We start from the raw sequence: 15027 nt of genomic DNA on the forward strand, positions 1-15027 counted from the left end.
GTTGTATGAAATTCAGTCTGCAGTTTGTACTCATTGCTGTCATGGCGCTGGGTTTGGTGGCCTGCCAGTCTCACAAAGGTCCGTTCACGCCTGCGCAGGTTGCCGCATTGCAATCGTCCGGATTTAAGGCGAGCGAAGAGGGGTGGACGCTGGGACTCTCGGAAAAGGTCTTGTTCGGGCTCGATCAATCCGGGCTGACTCCTCAAAGTCGGGCGGCAATCAAAAGAGTCGCCAACACGTTGTCCGCCGTAGGACTGAGTCATGCCCGCATGGATGGTCATACGGATAATACCGGTGATGACCGTTATAACGAGGCGCTCTCCTTGCGCCGAGCGGAAGTCGTCGCGGATGTGTATGCCGCCAGCGCCAATATCCCGCGTAGCCATATCCAGACGCGTGGTTTAGGTAAGGATTACCCTATTGCGAGCAATGCGACGGCGCAGGGTAGAGCCGAAAACCGCCGCGTTTCCATCGTCATTACCGCGCCATAATCTGTCCCCTCTGGCGGTAGGCGTCGACAAAAACGCCTGTCGTCAAGCCTTATTTCTCCCGCGATTAAGTTGAAAAATGCGGCATCTCTGCTAATAACTTAATGTTAAAACTGGGAGAATGCCGAATGACATTACCGTGTGGACATACGCGACACCGTTTGATTAAAAATTTCACCTCTTTGGGTCCTTATTTGCGGGAAGGCCAGTGCCATGATTTCTACTTCTTCTTTGACTGTCTGGCGATGTGCGTCGATGTCAAAGCGGAACCGGAAAAGCGCGAATTTTGGGGCTGGTGGTTGGATTTGGATGCGCAGGGACAAAGTATGACTTACTCGTATCGTTATGGCTTGTTTGATGAAGCCGGTAACTGGTCTGAAATCAAATTCAAAGACAAAGCAATCACCGAAAAAGTACACACCACGCGGGAAAGTTTCCACAAACGACTGGAAGTCTTGGTGCAGCAGCTCGACCCCCCTTATTCCTTAACGGAAAGACCGTAACGCCCCTTCAGGTCATAGGCCTGTGTCGGTTTTTTTCGCGTTGTGCCTGTTGGCATAACGCGTCTCTCCTGTTACAACGTTTTCTTCACCATCATCTTTTTTTATACAACGCAATGGCAGAAAAATTATGAGTGGCAGCCAAACGATGGTTGTAAAACTGGGCACCAGCGTGCTGACAGGCGGGTCTTCTCGCCTCAACCGGGCCCATATCGTAGAACTTGTGCGTCAGTGCGCGCAGTTGCATGCCGCAGGGCATCGCATTGTTATTGTTACCTCTGGCGCTATCGCCGCAGGCCGGGAGCACCTCGGCTATCCCGATCTCCCCGTGAATGTCGCGACCAAGCAGCTATTAGCCGCCGTCGGGCAAAGCCGTCTAATCCAGCTGTGGGAACAGCTGTTCTCGATTTATGGTATCCACATCGGCCAGATGTTGCTGACCCGTGCGGATATGGAAGATCGAGAACGCTTCCTGAATGCGCGCGACACGATGCGTGCATTGCTGGATAATCGCGTTGTTCCGGTTGTTAATGAGAACGACGCGGTCGCGACATTGGAAATCAAGGTCGGCGATAACGACAACCTATCGGCGCTGGTCGCCATTATGGCGGACGCCGACAAACTGTTACTGCTCACCGATCAAAAGGGCCTCTTTACTGCCGATCCGCGTGACAACCCGGATGCGAAGCTGATTAGTGACGTTCAGACCATCACCGATGAGCTGCGTCACGTCGCGGGCGGCAGCGTATCCGGTCTGGGCACAGGCGGTATGTCGACCAAAATTCAGGCGGCCGAAGTGGCCTGCCGCGCGGGGATCGACGTCATCATCGCGGAAGGTTGCCGACCGGGCGTGATTGGCGATGTCATGAACAATGTGTCGGTTGGTACTCACTTCCATGCCGTTGACGAACCGCTTGAAAAACGGAAACGTTGGATTTTCGGTGCGCCTCCGGCAGGTGAGATCATTGTGGATGACGGCGCACTCTCCGCCATCCAGGAACGCGGCAGCTCTCTGCTGCCAAAAGGCATTCGGGAAGTGACAGGGATTTTCTCCCGTGGCGAAGTCATCCGCGTACGCAGCCTGTCCGGTCGGGATTTGGCCCATGCGGTCACTCGCTACAACAGTGATGCACTGCGCATGATTGCGGGCCATCACTCGCAGGAGATCGAAGATATTCTCGGATACGAATACGGTCCGGTGGCGGTCCATCGGGACGACATGATTATCAATTAAGGAGTACGCGGTGCTTGAACAAATGGGCAAAGCGGCAAAACAGGCCTCTTATCAACTGGCGGCCTTGAGCACCAGTCAGAAAAATCAGGCCCTTATCGCGATAGCCGATCTGCTGGAAGCGGAGAGCGCCTCTATTCTGTCCGCTAACGAACAGGACGTTGCCGCCGCGCGCGAAGAGGGACTGAGCGAAGCGATGCTGGACCGTCTTCAACTGACGCCAGCACGTCTGGCCGCGATCGCGAGCGACGTACGTCAGGTTTGCAGCCTCAACGATCCGGTCGGCGAAGTGATGGATGGACGTATTCTGGACAACGGTCTCAAGCTGGAACGTCGGCGCGTGCCGCTGGGCGTGGTTGGGGTGATCTATGAAGCGCGTCCCAATGTGACGGTTGATGTGGCGAGTCTGTGCCTGAAAACCGGCAACGCGGCTATTCTGCGCGGCGGGAAAGAAACGTATCGCACCAACGTGGCGACGGTCAGCGTAATCCAACGGGCATTGACGCAGTGCGGTTTACCCGCTGCGGCGATCCAGGCGATTGAGAAGCCGGACCGCGAACTTGTGAACCAGCTGCTGAAACTCGATCGCTACGTAGACATGCTGATCCCCCGCGGCGGCGCCGGTCTTCACAAACTCTGCCGTGAACAGTCGACCATCCCCGTGATCACCGGCGGTATCGGCGTTTGCCATACTTACGTCGATGAGTCGATGGAGTTCGAACCCGCACTGCGCATCATCGTGAACGCGAAAACCCAGCGTCCCAGCACCTGCAACACGTTGGAAACGCTGCTGGTGAATCAGCGTATTGCGCAGGATTTCCTGCCACAGCTGAGCGCGGCGATGCACAAAAGCGGCGTCACGCTGCATGCCTGCCCACGTTCCTTGCCGTTGCTGAGCGAGGGACCGGCGAAGGTGATCGCAGTCGAAGCCGCTGACTTTGATGATGAATGGCTGTCGCTGGACCTGAATGTCGCGCTGGTGGACGATCTCGACGATGCCGTCTCCCATATCCGTGAACACGGTACGCAGCACTCAGATGCGATTCTGACGCGTTCACTGAGCCGTGCGGAACAGTTTGTCCGTGAGGTCGATTCTTCCGCCGTTTACGTGAATGCCAGCACCCGTTTCACCGACGGCGGACAGTTCGGACTGGGCGCAGAAGTGGCCGTCAGCACGCAGAAACTGCATGCGCGCGGCCCGATGGGACTGGAAGCGCTCACCACCTACAAGTGGATTGGCTACGGCGACGATCTCGTCCGCGCTTAATCGTCTGTGTTATAGCGGGTTGGAGATTTATAACAGGCTGCTATAACACGAAAAAAGCGCTCGGCTGTCCGATTATAAAATCGGCAGACGAGCGCCAGATGCTTGACTTGCCGGCATGATTTCACTAGTTTGTCACTCCGTAACACATCGTCAGGCATTCGCAGGGCGACCAAAAAGCCGATATAGCTCAGTTGGTAGAGCAGCGCATTCGTAATGCGAAGGTCGTAGGTTCGACTCCTATTATCGGCACCATTCAAACATCTCCCAACGTCTACTAAAGTTCACTAAAACCCCTTATACTCTGCGTTGTGTCGCTCCTGATAGTATTTTCACGTCTACTGACATACCCCAAAATCTACATGCTTCTGGGGGTACATTCGGGGGTATGTTCTGTTCGGTCTTGTGGAGATACCCCCAATGAAGCTCAACGCCCGCCAGGTTGATACCGCTAAGCCAAAGGATAAACCCTATAAACTTGCTGATGGTGGTGGGCTTTATCTTCTGGTTAACCCAAATGGCGCACGATACTGGAGACTCAAGTATCGGGTGGCCGGGAAAGAGAAGTTGCTCGCTTTAGGTGTGTATCCAGACGTTACCCTAGCCGACGCGCGTTCTAAACGTGATGAGGCAAAAAGGGGTATCGCTGGGGGTATCGATCCTAACGAAGCAAAGCGGGAAGAAAAGGCCACACGCGAAGCTCAGGTAAACAACACATTCCATGACATCGCTACAGAGTGGCATACGAGTAAGTTAAAGAAGTGGTCTCCCGGATATGCCTCCGACATTATGGAAGCATTCAAAAAAGACGTGTTTCCCTACATTGGCAAAAAGCCAATTGCAGAGATTAAGCCGCTTGAACTGCTGAATGTACTTCGTCGAATGGAGGGTAGAGGGGCTACGGAGAAAGCTAAAAAAGTGCGGCAGCGTTGCGGTGAGGTTTTTCGTTACGCCATCGTTACTGGCAGGGCTGAATATAATCCCGCTCCAGATCTCACTAGTGCCATGCAGGGGCATGAATCCAACCACTACCCTTTCCTGAATGCGCAAGAGCTTCCCGCATTTTTTGAGGCGCTATCACGCTACTCAGGTAGTGAGCTGGTGGTATTGGCTGCGCGTTTGCTAATCATTACCGGTTTAAGAACTGGCGAACTGCGTGGGGCTATGTGGCAGGAAATCGATGCTGATGATGCGGTGTGGGAAATCCCGGCAGAGCGAATGAAAATGCGCCGCCCGCATTTAGTTCCTTTGTCATCACAGGCCCAAGCCATTATCGCGCGTATTCGGGAAATGACAGGGCGCTATTCCTATATGTTCCCTGGACGTAATGACCCGCGTAAAACCATGAGCGAGGCCAGCATTAACCAGATTTTCAAGCGCATTGGATATGCAGGGAAAGTGACAGGTCACGGATTCCGCCACACAATGAGCACCATTCTCCACGAACAAGGCTACAACACCGCGTGGATTGAAACACAGCTGGCACACGTTGATAAGAACAGTATTCGCGGCACCTACAATCACGCCCAGTATCTGGATGGCCGCCGTGAAATGCTTCAGTGGTATGCCGACTATATGGACGTGTTGGAGCATGGTGAAAACGTGGTTCACGGGCGTTTTGGTCAATCCTTATGACTGGATGAATAGACAGTGATAGTAGATGTGGGTAGACTTCTGTAGACGAATAAAGAATAGGCTATGTCTAGGCTGATCCCCAAAAACCCGTACACCTCTGCGGGCTGGCATAGCCGCCAAAATCAGAGGGCGTGAGGTGGCGTATGCTTAATCCAGCGATAGAGCTAAAAGCTAAAAAGCAGCAATTCATAAGCATTAGAGAACTGATTATTCGAATCGAGTCTAAATATCCCGATATGACAAGGGATCAGATAGCGAACTGGATAATTATCCGGCTAGATGAAGAGCAGGAATATGCTCCTAGCCTGCTAATACAAGATGCTCGTGGAATAACTAGAAGACCTTCCTCCAGTGACCCATTTTTAAGTGCATATGAGCTGTTAAATCGGGTTATGGCGAGTCCCAATATGGATAACCCACCGTACGAAGGGTGGACACCATCTATGACGAGGACAGGGCAGGAAAAAAGCACTGCAGACCTTAACTTTGATGATGATATTCCATTTTGAGGTGATGTTATGAATTCGTTTGATTTTTTAGGTTTTAACCGTTCGGAGATAGAAAAGACTTTAGGCCTAAACCTCCACGATAATCTATTAGAATATAATATCGGGTTGAAAAAAAATTTAGATAGCTGGCTTGTTCCTTATCTTTCACGCGATAATATTCTATTAAGTGATGCTGCTTGTTTAATTATTGGTGCTAATCCTAGGTTGAGCTTAGGAGGAGAGAAAAATAATGAATGTGAATCTTATAAAGAATCACTATGGGACGCCATTGATAATGGTAAGCTAAACGCAAGGGATATTTCGCACTACGATAATATGGATCAAGACCGTCGAGACTGTGTGCTTGTTCGTAGTGAAGTCGAAAAATGGGTTGCTGAGCATGAATTTAATTGGCCTTTACCTCTACAGCAATCACAGGTAATCGAAAATACCAATCAGGTGTACCTTGACCAGTGGGGAGAGTTCCCTGGTAAAAATACAGCACTTATGATGATTGCTGGTATGGCTATTGCGCTTGAAAAATCGAGTAAATCTTTTCGGAATGGAGATCGGTTAAATAAGCTCTCTATAGCCAGAGCTGTAGCTCACAATCTAGCGGCATTGGGCTATCAGGGGATGGTTGTAACAGAGAAGCAAATGACTAACCTGATTAAAGAGGCTTTAGAAATCACTTTGCCTGATAGTGAGGAGTAGCCACTTCTAAACGTAACCTTAATGCGGGGCAGCATTTCTAAAGTCCCGTATCTGCCTTTTCTACATTTCCAATGTTACGATAAAAATGCTGTTTTCCTGTCGCTTGGCTGAATTACTCTTTCCATCTTTATTGTTGTGATTTCCACACTGAATAGATTGAATCTGATTAAATTAATCTCGTAAACCGCAATGGACGTTACGAGGTAAATATGTCTCAGTCATTAATTAGATTTGCCGAGGTACAAAAGCGCACTGGCTATAGTAAAGCGTGGTTATACCGCCTTATGAGCGAGAAACGTTTTCCCGCTGCTATTAAAATAGGTTCACGCTCAATCGCTTTTATTGAAAGCGAAATTGATGAGTGGATTAATCAGCGCATAGCTGAATCACGTGGCGAGGTGGCGTAATGAAAAAGAAAAACCGCCCCGTACAGCAGGCGGCTAACTCAGATATTCGCACGTCTGATATTACGCCGACCACCAGCCCGGTACAAGTACCTAAGCGTACCCCAAAGAAACACCGCGCCCGTGTCTATATGCTGCGCACTGGCGTAGAGGGATGGACAGAAAATGACATCCTGCGCTACTGCCGTCTTTCATCCGGGCGTAATTATGCGTCTGAGCTGGAGCGCCAGCTTGATATTCAACTAGAGCGTATCGACGAGAAAAACCCGGATGGTATTGGCGCACACCTGCGATACCGCTTTTCCTGCCGTGGCGACGTTCTCAAGGTGATCCAACTTGTGAACCATAATGCCGCCATTAATGAACATCACGGGCTATCTCAGCAGGATATTACCGACATTCTCTCCCTATACCCGGATGCGTTCAACGCAGCTTAACGGAGCCTGACAGATGAAAACTGAAAAAAGCAGATTAATTTCTGAGGCCGCCCCACAGCCTGCTACCAGCATCAGCGATATTTCAGGCAACGAGTTTGCCACTATTGTCCCGGTTATTTCCGGCCAAATCGGTGGGCGTGAAACCAATATTGTGAGTGCAAAAGCACTGCATAAAACGTTAGGCGTTGGGCGTGATTATTCGACGTGGCTTTCCGATCGCATCAAAGACTATGGATTTGAGCTGGGGGTTGATTACGTAGTTTTTGATTCCCCCACTTTGAGGAATCAAAGTACAGAAAACAGCCAAAGCGCTAGCGGTTGGAAAACTAAAAGAGGTGGCGATCGTCGCAGTAAAGATACTGGTCTTTCACTTGGCATGGCAAAAGAGCTGGCGATGGTGGAGCGCAACGAGCACGGCCGCGCCGTGCGCCGATACTTCATCCAGTGTGAAGAGGCACTACAGCGTAGCGTACCGGAGATCGCCGCACAGTATCGCCGCCAGCTTAAAGCCCGCCTGAGTGCCGCTAACATGTTTAAACCGATGTGCGCAGCTCTGGATGCTGCCCGTGCTGAACAGGGTAAACAGACCTTACACCGTCACTACAGCAACGAGAGCAACATGATCTCCCGTATTGTCCTGGGTGGCCTCACAGCTAAACAGTGGGCGCAGGTTAATGGCATTGCTGGGGAAGCACGCGATGCTATGAACGCCGTTCAACTGGAGCACCTCACCTATCTGGAAGGCACTAATACCACCCTGATAGATATGGGCATGGCCTACGACCAGCGAAAAGCTGAGCTAGTGCGCCTGTCACAGCGATGGATGACTAAGCGACTGGGGGCTGACCATGACTAAGCTCACCGGTAATAAAACGACGTTCACTGCTAATAGCAGCGATATTTCGGTAATTAAGTTCGAGGGTAAGAACGTTCGTATCGTGAATGTTTACGGTGATCCGTGTTTTGTTGCTAAAGACGTTTGTCGGGCTCTGGAAATGACAGATCACTTAGTCGCACTTCGCCGCCTTGATGGTGAGGAAAAGGGGAAGTGTTCAATACCTACCCCCGGCGGCAGCCAGGTTATGCGTACAGTATGCGAGTCTGGTTTCTACAAACTGATCGCCCGCAGCCGCAAAGCGACCACACCCGGCACATTCGCACACCGGTTCACTAACTGGGTATTCCGTGAGGTTATCCCGTCTATTCGTAAAACCGGCGCCTACGGTATGCCGTTCGCTTTCCTGAACGACCACAGTAAACGGCAAGCAGCATATATCAAGAAGGCCAGTAAGCGCGGTAAAGACCTGCAAGCCTGCAAAGGTGAGAAGTCCCACCTAATCGCCGAAGAAGCTGAGTTATGGCGCAAGTATCAACCTCAATTACCGGAGGTTCACTAATGCTCGCCGTCCAGGATAAAGCCTTTCCCTTGGCTAGCCTGTTAGCAAATGTTAGCCCTCAGAACCTAATAAAACCTAATACAGCGAACGGCAGATTGTTATCAATTGTTATGGTTCGGGGCTTAGCAAAACCAAGTGAGAGCCTCACAAAACCTCACATTCAGCGCCGGGCGATGATGACAAATGACGACATTTCGAACCTGAAAAAACCTGAGTCGCATGGGGTGAAAACTCGCATAACAATGCCAGCTAATGCCAGCCCCTCATTTTCTCGTCGTGGTGACGAGGAGAGTTTCGAGACCAGTACGCGCGGGGAGTTTTCGGACTCCATAAAAAAGGGCTTGCCGACTATCGCCAACCCGGTTTATGGTTATAGCGCACCAGCAAAATCTGGTGTCGGGATTGGCGTCCCGGTAACCTGTATAGTGCCGACACGCACTAAGCGTGTTTTTTTGTCGGCAAAATTCCTGCGCATCCAAATTATGGTGGGCTGGATGAGGCTTCCGAAAGGAAGGCCGGTGTCTATACAGGCCGGTTACGCCAACCTTGTTCAGCTCACCACCAGTCTGAGATTGGCGTCTCTTGGTGGTGAATTAAAAATTCACTGTATAGAGGCTGCCATCATGGCTACTACCCCTACCAAAAATCCGCAATTCATCTGGCTAATCGCAGTCGTTCGACGCGATATGCCGACAATTACCGCCAAAATTCACCATATCGCCGCAGCGTCTGAACGCGAAGCTCGCCGCACGCTGGCACGGGATCACGTCTGTTTCTTTGCCGGACGTATCCGTCTGGAGGTGGCAGCATGAACATTAACGCCTTGTACCGCCATCCGTCCGAGCTTGAAGCCGAAGTGATGTTATCCCGCGAGCAGGCTTACCCTGATGATTTTACGCTGGCAGAGCGTACAGCAGAACGTATGACTCGCGCCCGCAATGGGCTGGCTCACGTTATGACCGATTTAGCCACTCAACTCGACGATGAACAGGCCGCTATCGTGCATTGCTGGTTGAGTGAAGTCATGACGATTGTCGATATAGCCAGGATTGATGCGGAGGCCAGCGTATGAGCCAGTTACAACTAATTGATGCCACCTGTCAGATTGAACAAGCGCAGGCTGTTTTGTCCATGTGGCTGGAAAGCACCACCAATAAAACAGATCCCGATTTACCGCGCCTGATTGGTTCCATTCTGACGTTATTACACGGTGTACCCGAAGCAATGAACGAGGCTGAAAGCAAACTGGCTGACCATGTAATGCGTGAATACAGGGAGGGGAAAGCATGAGCAACGTACTGACATTAAAGACGGATAATCCCGACGTGTTCCACGCCGAAGCCACACCGTACGGCGTAAACATCATGACCCGCAACGATGCCGGGATGGATGAGCATGTTTGCCTTGTTCCCTATTCAGATGCGGTAACTCATCTCGATATTGGCAGGTATGACGAAATCCCCGATGAAGGTTTTGCCCTGCATTTTGCAGTGGCTGACGGCGGGGCGCGTGGCTGGTTCGATTTCACCACGCAGCACAACGTCACGATGTGGCGCTGGCTGATTGCTGCGACGTTCGTTTCTGAGATGAAGCGCGAGAACGGCACGTCCACGGTCACGGAACCAGACGGCACATCATCGCAGGTAGCGATTTACTCCAATGGGACAGCGGGCATTGTGGTTTACCCGTTTGCTGAACGGCTGGCGATGGCGAACAACATTGAGGGCGCACTGATTGAGCGCTACGGCGCTGAACAGGGGGCGGAGAACGCCATTGTGTTCTATCAGGCCATGCTGGATGCGGAGCGCGGTGAGCTGACCCCGTTTGGACGTGAAACGCTGGCAGAGCTACACGATCACTTCATTGCCGATCTGGATGAAAACGGCTGGCCTGAAATGCCAGCGGCGCACTGAGGGGGCAACATGATTACCAAAAACTTCCGACTAAATGCGCTGGCGAACCAGTACGCGGCGGCACTTTACAATCACATCACGGCTATTAATGGTGGTGATTACTTCATGGTTGACGCGGCAGGCCAGCAAATCCGTGTGGAACTGGTGGGCGGCGTCAGTGGCACGCGCCAGCTTATTGATGGTTACGCGCTCGAAGCACTCAAAAAGACATACCCTCAGCGGGAAAGCATCGGGATCACCATGCTGGAGAAATGCGTTAATGCTGGTGGCCTGACTGATACCGGGCGCGAGATATGGCAAAGCATGGTTAATGATATGGGCGCGACCGTGGCAGGGGGCAATCATGCGTAATATCGACCTTATCCGCGAAGTGAGCGCCGCCGCCGCCGGTAACTGGCCTTATGTGCTGGCTGGCCTGTCTATCGACGTGCCTGATTCATCACGCCGCCATGCCCCCTGCCCTGCATGTGGCGGTACGGATCGCTTCCGGTTCGATGATAACGGGCGCGGCAGCTTTATCTGCAACCAGTGTGGCGCTGGCGACGGCTTAGACCTGATTAAGAACGTGAACAACTGCGACACCACGGAGGCGGCACAGCTTGCGGCTGACGTGCTGGGTATTGATCATCGGGCAGCGCAAACCGACCCGGCGGCAGCGAGCCAGAGAAGGGAGCAACTGGAAGCTGACCGACAGCGGCGTGAGCAGGGGCGCCAGCAACAGGCAGCAGAGGACGCAGCGAAGCGAAGGGCTACGTTTATCCGTCTGTATGCCGGAATGCGCCAGAGCGTCACACAGGGCGAATCTGATTACCTGCAATCAAAAGGGCTGACCGGGTTTAATTACCCGGTTATGTCCGATGGTTCGTTACTCCTGCCGCTGGTGGATGAATCCGGCGCAGTGGCGGCAGCGCAGACCATCACCCCACAGGGAGATAAACGACTCCTGACTGGTTCAGCAAAGCGCGGAGCATATCACGCTGTTAACGCACCGGAACAGCCGCAGGAGGTGATCATTGCCGAAGGGCTGGCAACGACTTTATCCGCTCACCTGATGCGCCCTGACGCACTGACAGTGTGCGCCATTGATGCTGGCAACCTGCTGCCAGTGGCGGAGTTTATGCGCCAGCAGTATCCACAGGCGCAGATCATCATTGCCGCTGATAATGACCGACTGGACGACAAGCCCAATACCGGCACGGAACGGGCAGAGAAGGCCGCTTCTGCCGTGGCGGGCTATGTTGCCGTGCCTCCAACAGACTATAAAGCCGACTGGAACGACTACCACCAGCAGCACGGGCTAGCAGCCGCGACAGCCGCTTTTAACGATTCGATATACCCGCCGCAGGGGGATAACGTGAAACCGCAGCTACAGGCCATCAGGGGTGGTAAATCCAGCCAGCCAGAGAAAGATCCGCTAAAACCTCACATTGAAAGCCGTAGCGATGGTGTTTACTGGATCACGCCTAAGGTGGACAAAGACAGCGGCGAGGTTATCAACCACGATGCGTGGCTATGCTCACCGCTGGATGTTGTAGGTACTGGCCGGGATGATAAAGACCAGTACCTGATTATCCGCTGGCAGGCATTCGGTGCTAATGCGCTGACGACAGCCGCGATCCCCCTAGCTGACATTGGCGAACGTGAGGGCTGGCGCACTCTGAAAGCGGGCGGGATTAACGTTACCACCAAAAGTAGCCTGAGGGCGATCTTGGCCGACTGGCTACAGCGTAGCGGCTCGCGTGAATTGTGGCGTGTTGCTCACGCTACTGGCTGGCAGTGCGGGGCATACATCATGCCAGACGGGGAGATAATCGGCGCACCTGCACAACCCGTTTTATTCAGTGGCCGCAGTTCTGCTGCTGCCGGGTACACAGTAGCAGGAACCTCAGAGCGCTGGCGTAAGAGTGTTGCGCGTCTGGCATACGGTAACTACTCGATGATGACGGGCATTGCCGCCGCTCTGGCAGCACCGTTAATCGGGCTGGCTGGCGCTGATGGGTTCGGCATTCATTTCTATGAACAGTCGAGCGCAGGTAAAACCACCACGGCGAACGTGGCGAGCAGCTTATACGGTAACCCGGACTTACTACGCCTGACATGGTACGGCACTGCGCTGGGGCTAGCGAACGAAGCCGCCGCACACAATGACGGCCTGATGCCGCTGGATGAAGTCGGACAAGGGGCTGACCCGGTAAGCGTGTCACAGTCTGCCTATGCGCTGTTTAACGGTGTGGGGAAATTGCAGGGAGCAAAAGAGGGTGGCAACCGTGATTTAAAGCGCTGGCGCACCGTGGCGATCAGTACCGGGGAAATGGACTTAGAAACCTTTATAGCCACCGCCGGACGCAAGACCAAAGCCGGGCAACTGGTGCGCCTGCTGAATATCCCGCTGAGTAAGGCGGTGCGCTTCCACGACCACCAGAACGGCAAACAGCACGCCGACGCGCTGAAAGACGCTTATCAGCACCATCATGGCGCTGCCGGGCGGGAGTGGATCAAGTGGCTGGCAGACCACCAGCAGCAGGCGGTTGATATCGTGCGTGAGTGTGAATCCCGCTGGCGCAGCCTTATCCCTGCGGACTATGGCGAGCAGGTACACCGCGTGGCCGCACGCTTTGCCATTCTAGAGGCTGCTTTGCTGCTGGGTAAGGTTGTCACCGGGTGGGATGCTCAGACATGCCGTGATGCGATACAGCACAGCTACAACGCCTGGCTGCGCGAGTTTGGCACAGGCAACAAAGAACATCAGCAAATTATCGCCCAGTGTGAAGCGTTCCTTAACGCCAATGGCTATAGCCGGTTTGCTCCATTCCCTTACGACCCTCAGTCGCTTCCTATCCGGGAAATGGCTGGCTTTCGTGCCAGCGGAAACCATGAAAATGATCCCATCGTCTTCTACACCTTCCCTGCAACGTTCGAGCAGGAGATCGCCAGCGGTTTCAACCCGAAGCAGTTCGCTCGCGTGCTGGTGGAAAGCGGAATGATGACACCACCAGCCAGCGGCAGGGGTTTCCAGCGTAAATCACCGAGGATTAACAAGCGTCAATACAACGTCTATGTGATTCAGTACCGGCCAGACGATGAGGCAGAGGAAGAATAAGCCTCACATGTAAGGATTTTAGTGTTGGTTCAGTTAGTTCAGTTAGTTCAATTCTTTATTAGCCATGATTTATAAATAAATTATTTTGATTACTGAACCAACACTGAACCAACAGATGGCAGTTTTGAACCAACAAACTCTGAGTAACCAGATGTCAATTCAGGGCGGCATACATGGTAAGTGACAAAAAAGCAGAAGAACTTGAGGCGAAAGGCCTGTATAGAAGAGCAGCTTCTCGTTGGCTGGAAGTGTTTGACCAATGTGACACGGAAACCGGGCGGGAATGGCTCAGAAATCGCCGCAACGAGTGCTTGGCAAAGCGGGTGAGGCCAGTGGTGCTAATCGACACCTTTGGCGACGTGTCCAAAGCCGCTGCTGATACACAACGCCGCATGGGATTAGCTAAACCCTGCGGCGAGGCATTCCGACTTAAAATGAAGTGATCGATGTCTATGGAATGGATGGTTTTTATTGCTATTCGATAGATTGGGCCAATAGGATTAGTCCCACCAATACAGACGAGATAGATATATGTTCAGACTATCGTTAAGCATTTTTTTCCTTTCCTTTTCAACCTTATGTTGTGCCAACGATGAGGCTGTTATCACTAAAGCTAAAAACGCTGTTTTGAACCAGCTAACAGCGCGGCAAAACATTAAGGAATGTACAAAATTCAAGATATTGGCTAAAGGTGGTGAGATTGATAAATCAGCTGTCATAGCTAAATGTGATAACGACTTCAATGTGAACTACGGCTTAGAATACAGCAGCTTAAAAATACACCATTTGAATGATGGTTTGACTGTCTGCGGGATTGTGAGCGGAACAACTGAGCTAAGCAGAATAGGCGCAAGATTTGTTTATGAGGCAGGAAGTGGAAACGTGACGCTCAAACCATCAAAACATCCATTTTATAATCACCAAGCTTCTGGAGAATTTGGTAAGAACATGGCGAAGCTTGTAAATAATCAATATCGCATTGTGTATAAGGCATCATGTCTCTAAACAGATAATCACGCGCCCCTCAGGCCCTAGCAATACCAAATACCCTCTAAGGCATTCTAGCCTAACTAACGATAAAGTTATTGTTTCACAAAGTGGCACAATCAACTCCAATATTTCATTAATTGCAATTATAATTACTGTATAAAATAACAGGAGGTGTCATGATCCAGAAACCAACCGTGAAACCCGTATTGATGCGGATTAATCAAATTGAAGCTCTGCGAAAAATTCAGGAAGAGGAGCGCACCAAATCACCATTAGGTGTGGCCCCAACCATTCACGTCATAGCGCGTGGGCTGATGGATAAAGCGCTAGCTAAGTTGGTCAGGAGGCATAATGGAGCAATTACAACGTTTGGCTGAAGCCATTGCTGACGCTACATTCGTGATCTCGTCCGCGTTAGCGGGAGTGCTCAATTTTCACATGTAGGAAAGGAAGGTGTAGTACGTCG

General features: G+C 51.9%; 20 protein-coding genes and 1 tRNA gene. All 21 read left to right on the forward strand.

Going from position 1 to position 15027, the window contains the following annotated elements:
• The first annotated feature begins 5 nt into the window (after positions 1-5).
• The 21 genes from AU509_RS13455 (at position 6) to AU509_RS13555 (ending at position 14938) form a co-directional block, all read left to right on the forward strand.
• Positions 6-491, forward strand: a complete 486-nt coding sequence (locus tag AU509_RS13455) for an OmpA family protein (RefSeq protein ID WP_085653210.1) — start codon at positions 6-8, stop codon at positions 489-491.
• Between the two features lie 125 nt (positions 492-616).
• Complete coding sequence (crl, locus tag AU509_RS13460; protein ID WP_085653212.1) at positions 617-991, forward strand: sigma factor-binding protein Crl; 375 nt, start codon at positions 617-619, stop codon at positions 989-991.
• 127 nt (positions 992-1118) lie between these two features.
• Positions 1119-2222, forward strand: a complete 1104-nt coding sequence (gene proB, locus AU509_RS13465; protein WP_085653213.1) for a glutamate 5-kinase — start codon at positions 1119-1121, stop codon at positions 2220-2222.
• Between the two features lie 10 nt (positions 2223-2232).
• Positions 2233-3486: a glutamate-5-semialdehyde dehydrogenase gene (gene proA / locus AU509_RS13470; protein ID WP_085653215.1), complete on the forward strand. Its 1254-nt coding sequence runs from the start codon at positions 2233-2235 to the stop codon at positions 3484-3486.
• Positions 3487-3662: 176 nt separating this feature from the next.
• Positions 3663-3738 (forward strand) — tRNA-Thr (locus AU509_RS13475).
• Between the two features lie 165 nt (positions 3739-3903).
• Positions 3904-5118, forward strand: coding sequence for a tyrosine-type recombinase/integrase (locus tag AU509_RS13480; protein ID WP_094118575.1), 1215 nt, complete (start codon positions 3904-3906; stop codon positions 5116-5118).
• Positions 5119-5261: 143 nt separating this feature from the next.
• Positions 5262-5627, forward strand: a complete 366-nt coding sequence (locus AU509_RS18010) for a hypothetical protein (RefSeq protein ID WP_094118576.1) — start codon at positions 5262-5264, stop codon at positions 5625-5627.
• Between the two features lie 9 nt (positions 5628-5636).
• Positions 5637-6320: a hypothetical protein gene (locus tag AU509_RS18755; RefSeq protein ID WP_244200988.1), complete on the forward strand. Its 684-nt coding sequence runs from the start codon at positions 5637-5639 to the stop codon at positions 6318-6320.
• A 209-nt stretch (positions 6321-6529) separates the two neighbouring features.
• Positions 6530-6727 carry a helix-turn-helix transcriptional regulator gene (locus AU509_RS13495; protein ID WP_048241341.1) on the forward strand — a complete coding sequence of 66 codons (198 nt, stop codon included), beginning with the start codon at positions 6530-6532 and terminating at the stop codon, positions 6725-6727.
• Positions 6727-7161 (forward strand): hypothetical protein, encoded by a 435-nt coding sequence (locus tag AU509_RS13500; protein WP_094118577.1) that lies wholly within the window; start codon positions 6727-6729, stop codon positions 7159-7161. The genes AU509_RS13495 and AU509_RS13500 overlap by 1 nt, the downstream gene beginning before the upstream one ends.
• A gap of 13 nt (positions 7162-7174) precedes the next feature.
• Positions 7175-8017, forward strand: a complete 843-nt coding sequence (locus AU509_RS13505; protein ID WP_094118578.1) for an antA/AntB antirepressor family protein — start codon at positions 7175-7177, stop codon at positions 8015-8017.
• Positions 8010-8558 (forward strand): BRO-N domain-containing protein, encoded by a 549-nt coding sequence (locus AU509_RS13510; protein WP_094118579.1) that lies wholly within the window; start codon positions 8010-8012, stop codon positions 8556-8558. Before AU509_RS13505 ends, AU509_RS13510 begins: the two co-directional genes overlap by 8 nt.
• Positions 8519-9370, forward strand: a complete 852-nt coding sequence (locus AU509_RS13515; protein ID WP_244200987.1) for a host cell division inhibitor Icd-like protein — start codon at positions 8519-8521, stop codon at positions 9368-9370. Before AU509_RS13510 ends, AU509_RS13515 begins: the two co-directional genes overlap by 40 nt.
• Positions 9367-9630: a nicotinic acetylcholine receptor subunit beta gene (locus AU509_RS13520; protein WP_094118580.1), complete on the forward strand. Its 264-nt coding sequence runs from the start codon at positions 9367-9369 to the stop codon at positions 9628-9630. The genes AU509_RS13515 and AU509_RS13520 overlap by 4 nt, the downstream gene beginning before the upstream one ends.
• The gene (locus tag AU509_RS13525; protein ID WP_094118581.1) at positions 9627-9848 is read left to right on the forward strand and encodes a hypothetical protein; all 222 of its coding nucleotides are present in this window, start codon (positions 9627-9629) and stop codon (positions 9846-9848) included. Before AU509_RS13520 ends, AU509_RS13525 begins: the two co-directional genes overlap by 4 nt.
• The gene (locus AU509_RS13530; RefSeq protein WP_094118582.1) at positions 9845-10471 is read left to right on the forward strand and encodes a ubiquitin family protein; all 627 of its coding nucleotides are present in this window, start codon (positions 9845-9847) and stop codon (positions 10469-10471) included. Before AU509_RS13525 ends, AU509_RS13530 begins: the two co-directional genes overlap by 4 nt.
• A 9-nt stretch (positions 10472-10480) precedes the next feature.
• Positions 10481-10822 (forward strand): hypothetical protein, encoded by a 342-nt coding sequence (locus AU509_RS13535; protein WP_094118583.1) that lies wholly within the window; start codon positions 10481-10483, stop codon positions 10820-10822.
• The gene (locus AU509_RS13540; RefSeq protein ID WP_094118584.1) at positions 10815-13571 is read left to right on the forward strand and encodes a TOPRIM and DUF927 domain-containing protein; all 2757 of its coding nucleotides are present in this window, start codon (positions 10815-10817) and stop codon (positions 13569-13571) included. Before AU509_RS13535 ends, AU509_RS13540 begins: the two co-directional genes overlap by 8 nt.
• A 173-nt stretch (positions 13572-13744) precedes the next feature.
• Positions 13745-14014, forward strand: coding sequence for a PerC family transcriptional regulator (locus tag AU509_RS13545; protein ID WP_094118585.1), 270 nt, complete (start codon positions 13745-13747; stop codon positions 14012-14014).
• 88 nt (positions 14015-14102) lie between these two features.
• Complete coding sequence (locus tag AU509_RS13550) at positions 14103-14576, forward strand: hypothetical protein (protein WP_094118586.1); 474 nt, start codon at positions 14103-14105, stop codon at positions 14574-14576.
• 161 nt (positions 14577-14737) lie between these two features.
• Positions 14738-14938, forward strand: coding sequence for a hypothetical protein (locus AU509_RS13555; protein WP_094118587.1), 201 nt, complete (start codon positions 14738-14740; stop codon positions 14936-14938).
• The last annotated feature ends 89 nt before the right edge of the window (positions 14939-15027 follow it).

It is taken from the genome of Lonsdalea britannica (genome assembly GCF_002111595.1).
GTDB classification, from domain to species: Bacteria; Pseudomonadota; Gammaproteobacteria; order Enterobacterales; family Enterobacteriaceae; genus Lonsdalea; species Lonsdalea britannica.

Excerpts from the sequence above, each read along its gene's own strand:
- AU509_RS13480 (WP_094118575.1), top strand. The coding sequence starts at position 3,904 with ATGAAGCTCAACGCCCGCCAGGTTGATACCGCTAAGCCAAAGGATAAA.
- AU509_RS13455 (WP_085653210.1), top strand. The coding sequence starts at position 6 with ATGAAATTCAGTCTGCAGTTTGTACTCATTGCTGTCATGGCGCTGGGT.
- AU509_RS13500 (WP_094118577.1), top strand. The coding sequence starts at position 6,727 with ATGAAAAAGAAAAACCGCCCCGTACAGCAGGCGGCTAACTCAGATATT.
- AU509_RS13525 (WP_094118581.1), top strand. The coding sequence starts at position 9,627 with ATGAGCCAGTTACAACTAATTGATGCCACCTGTCAGATTGAACAAGCG.
- crl (WP_085653212.1), top strand. The coding sequence starts at position 617 with ATGACATTACCGTGTGGACATACGCGACACCGTTTGATTAAAAATTTC.
- AU509_RS18755 (WP_244200988.1), top strand. The coding sequence starts at position 5,637 with ATGAATTCGTTTGATTTTTTAGGTTTTAACCGTTCGGAGATAGAAAAG.
- proB (WP_085653213.1), top strand. The coding sequence starts at position 1,119 with ATGAGTGGCAGCCAAACGATGGTTGTAAAACTGGGCACCAGCGTGCTG.
- AU509_RS13540 (WP_094118584.1), top strand. The coding sequence starts at position 10,815 with ATGCGTAATATCGACCTTATCCGCGAAGTGAGCGCCGCCGCCGCCGGT.
- AU509_RS13495 (WP_048241341.1), top strand. The coding sequence starts at position 6,530 with ATGTCTCAGTCATTAATTAGATTTGCCGAGGTACAAAAGCGCACTGGC.
- AU509_RS13530 (WP_094118582.1), top strand. The coding sequence starts at position 9,845 with ATGAGCAACGTACTGACATTAAAGACGGATAATCCCGACGTGTTCCAC.
- AU509_RS13555 (WP_094118587.1), top strand. The coding sequence starts at position 14,738 with ATGATCCAGAAACCAACCGTGAAACCCGTATTGATGCGGATTAATCAA.
- AU509_RS13535 (WP_094118583.1), top strand. The coding sequence starts at position 10,481 with ATGATTACCAAAAACTTCCGACTAAATGCGCTGGCGAACCAGTACGCG.
- AU509_RS13520 (WP_094118580.1), top strand. The coding sequence starts at position 9,367 with ATGAACATTAACGCCTTGTACCGCCATCCGTCCGAGCTTGAAGCCGAA.
- AU509_RS18010 (WP_094118576.1), top strand. The coding sequence starts at position 5,262 with ATGCTTAATCCAGCGATAGAGCTAAAAGCTAAAAAGCAGCAATTCATA.
- AU509_RS13545 (WP_094118585.1), top strand. The coding sequence starts at position 13,745 with ATGGTAAGTGACAAAAAAGCAGAAGAACTTGAGGCGAAAGGCCTGTAT.
- AU509_RS13510 (WP_094118579.1), top strand. The coding sequence starts at position 8,010 with ATGACTAAGCTCACCGGTAATAAAACGACGTTCACTGCTAATAGCAGC.
- AU509_RS13515 (WP_244200987.1), top strand. The coding sequence starts at position 8,519 with ATGGCGCAAGTATCAACCTCAATTACCGGAGGTTCACTAATGCTCGCC.
- AU509_RS13550 (WP_094118586.1), top strand. The coding sequence starts at position 14,103 with ATGTTCAGACTATCGTTAAGCATTTTTTTCCTTTCCTTTTCAACCTTA.
- AU509_RS13505 (WP_094118578.1), top strand. The coding sequence starts at position 7,175 with ATGAAAACTGAAAAAAGCAGATTAATTTCTGAGGCCGCCCCACAGCCT.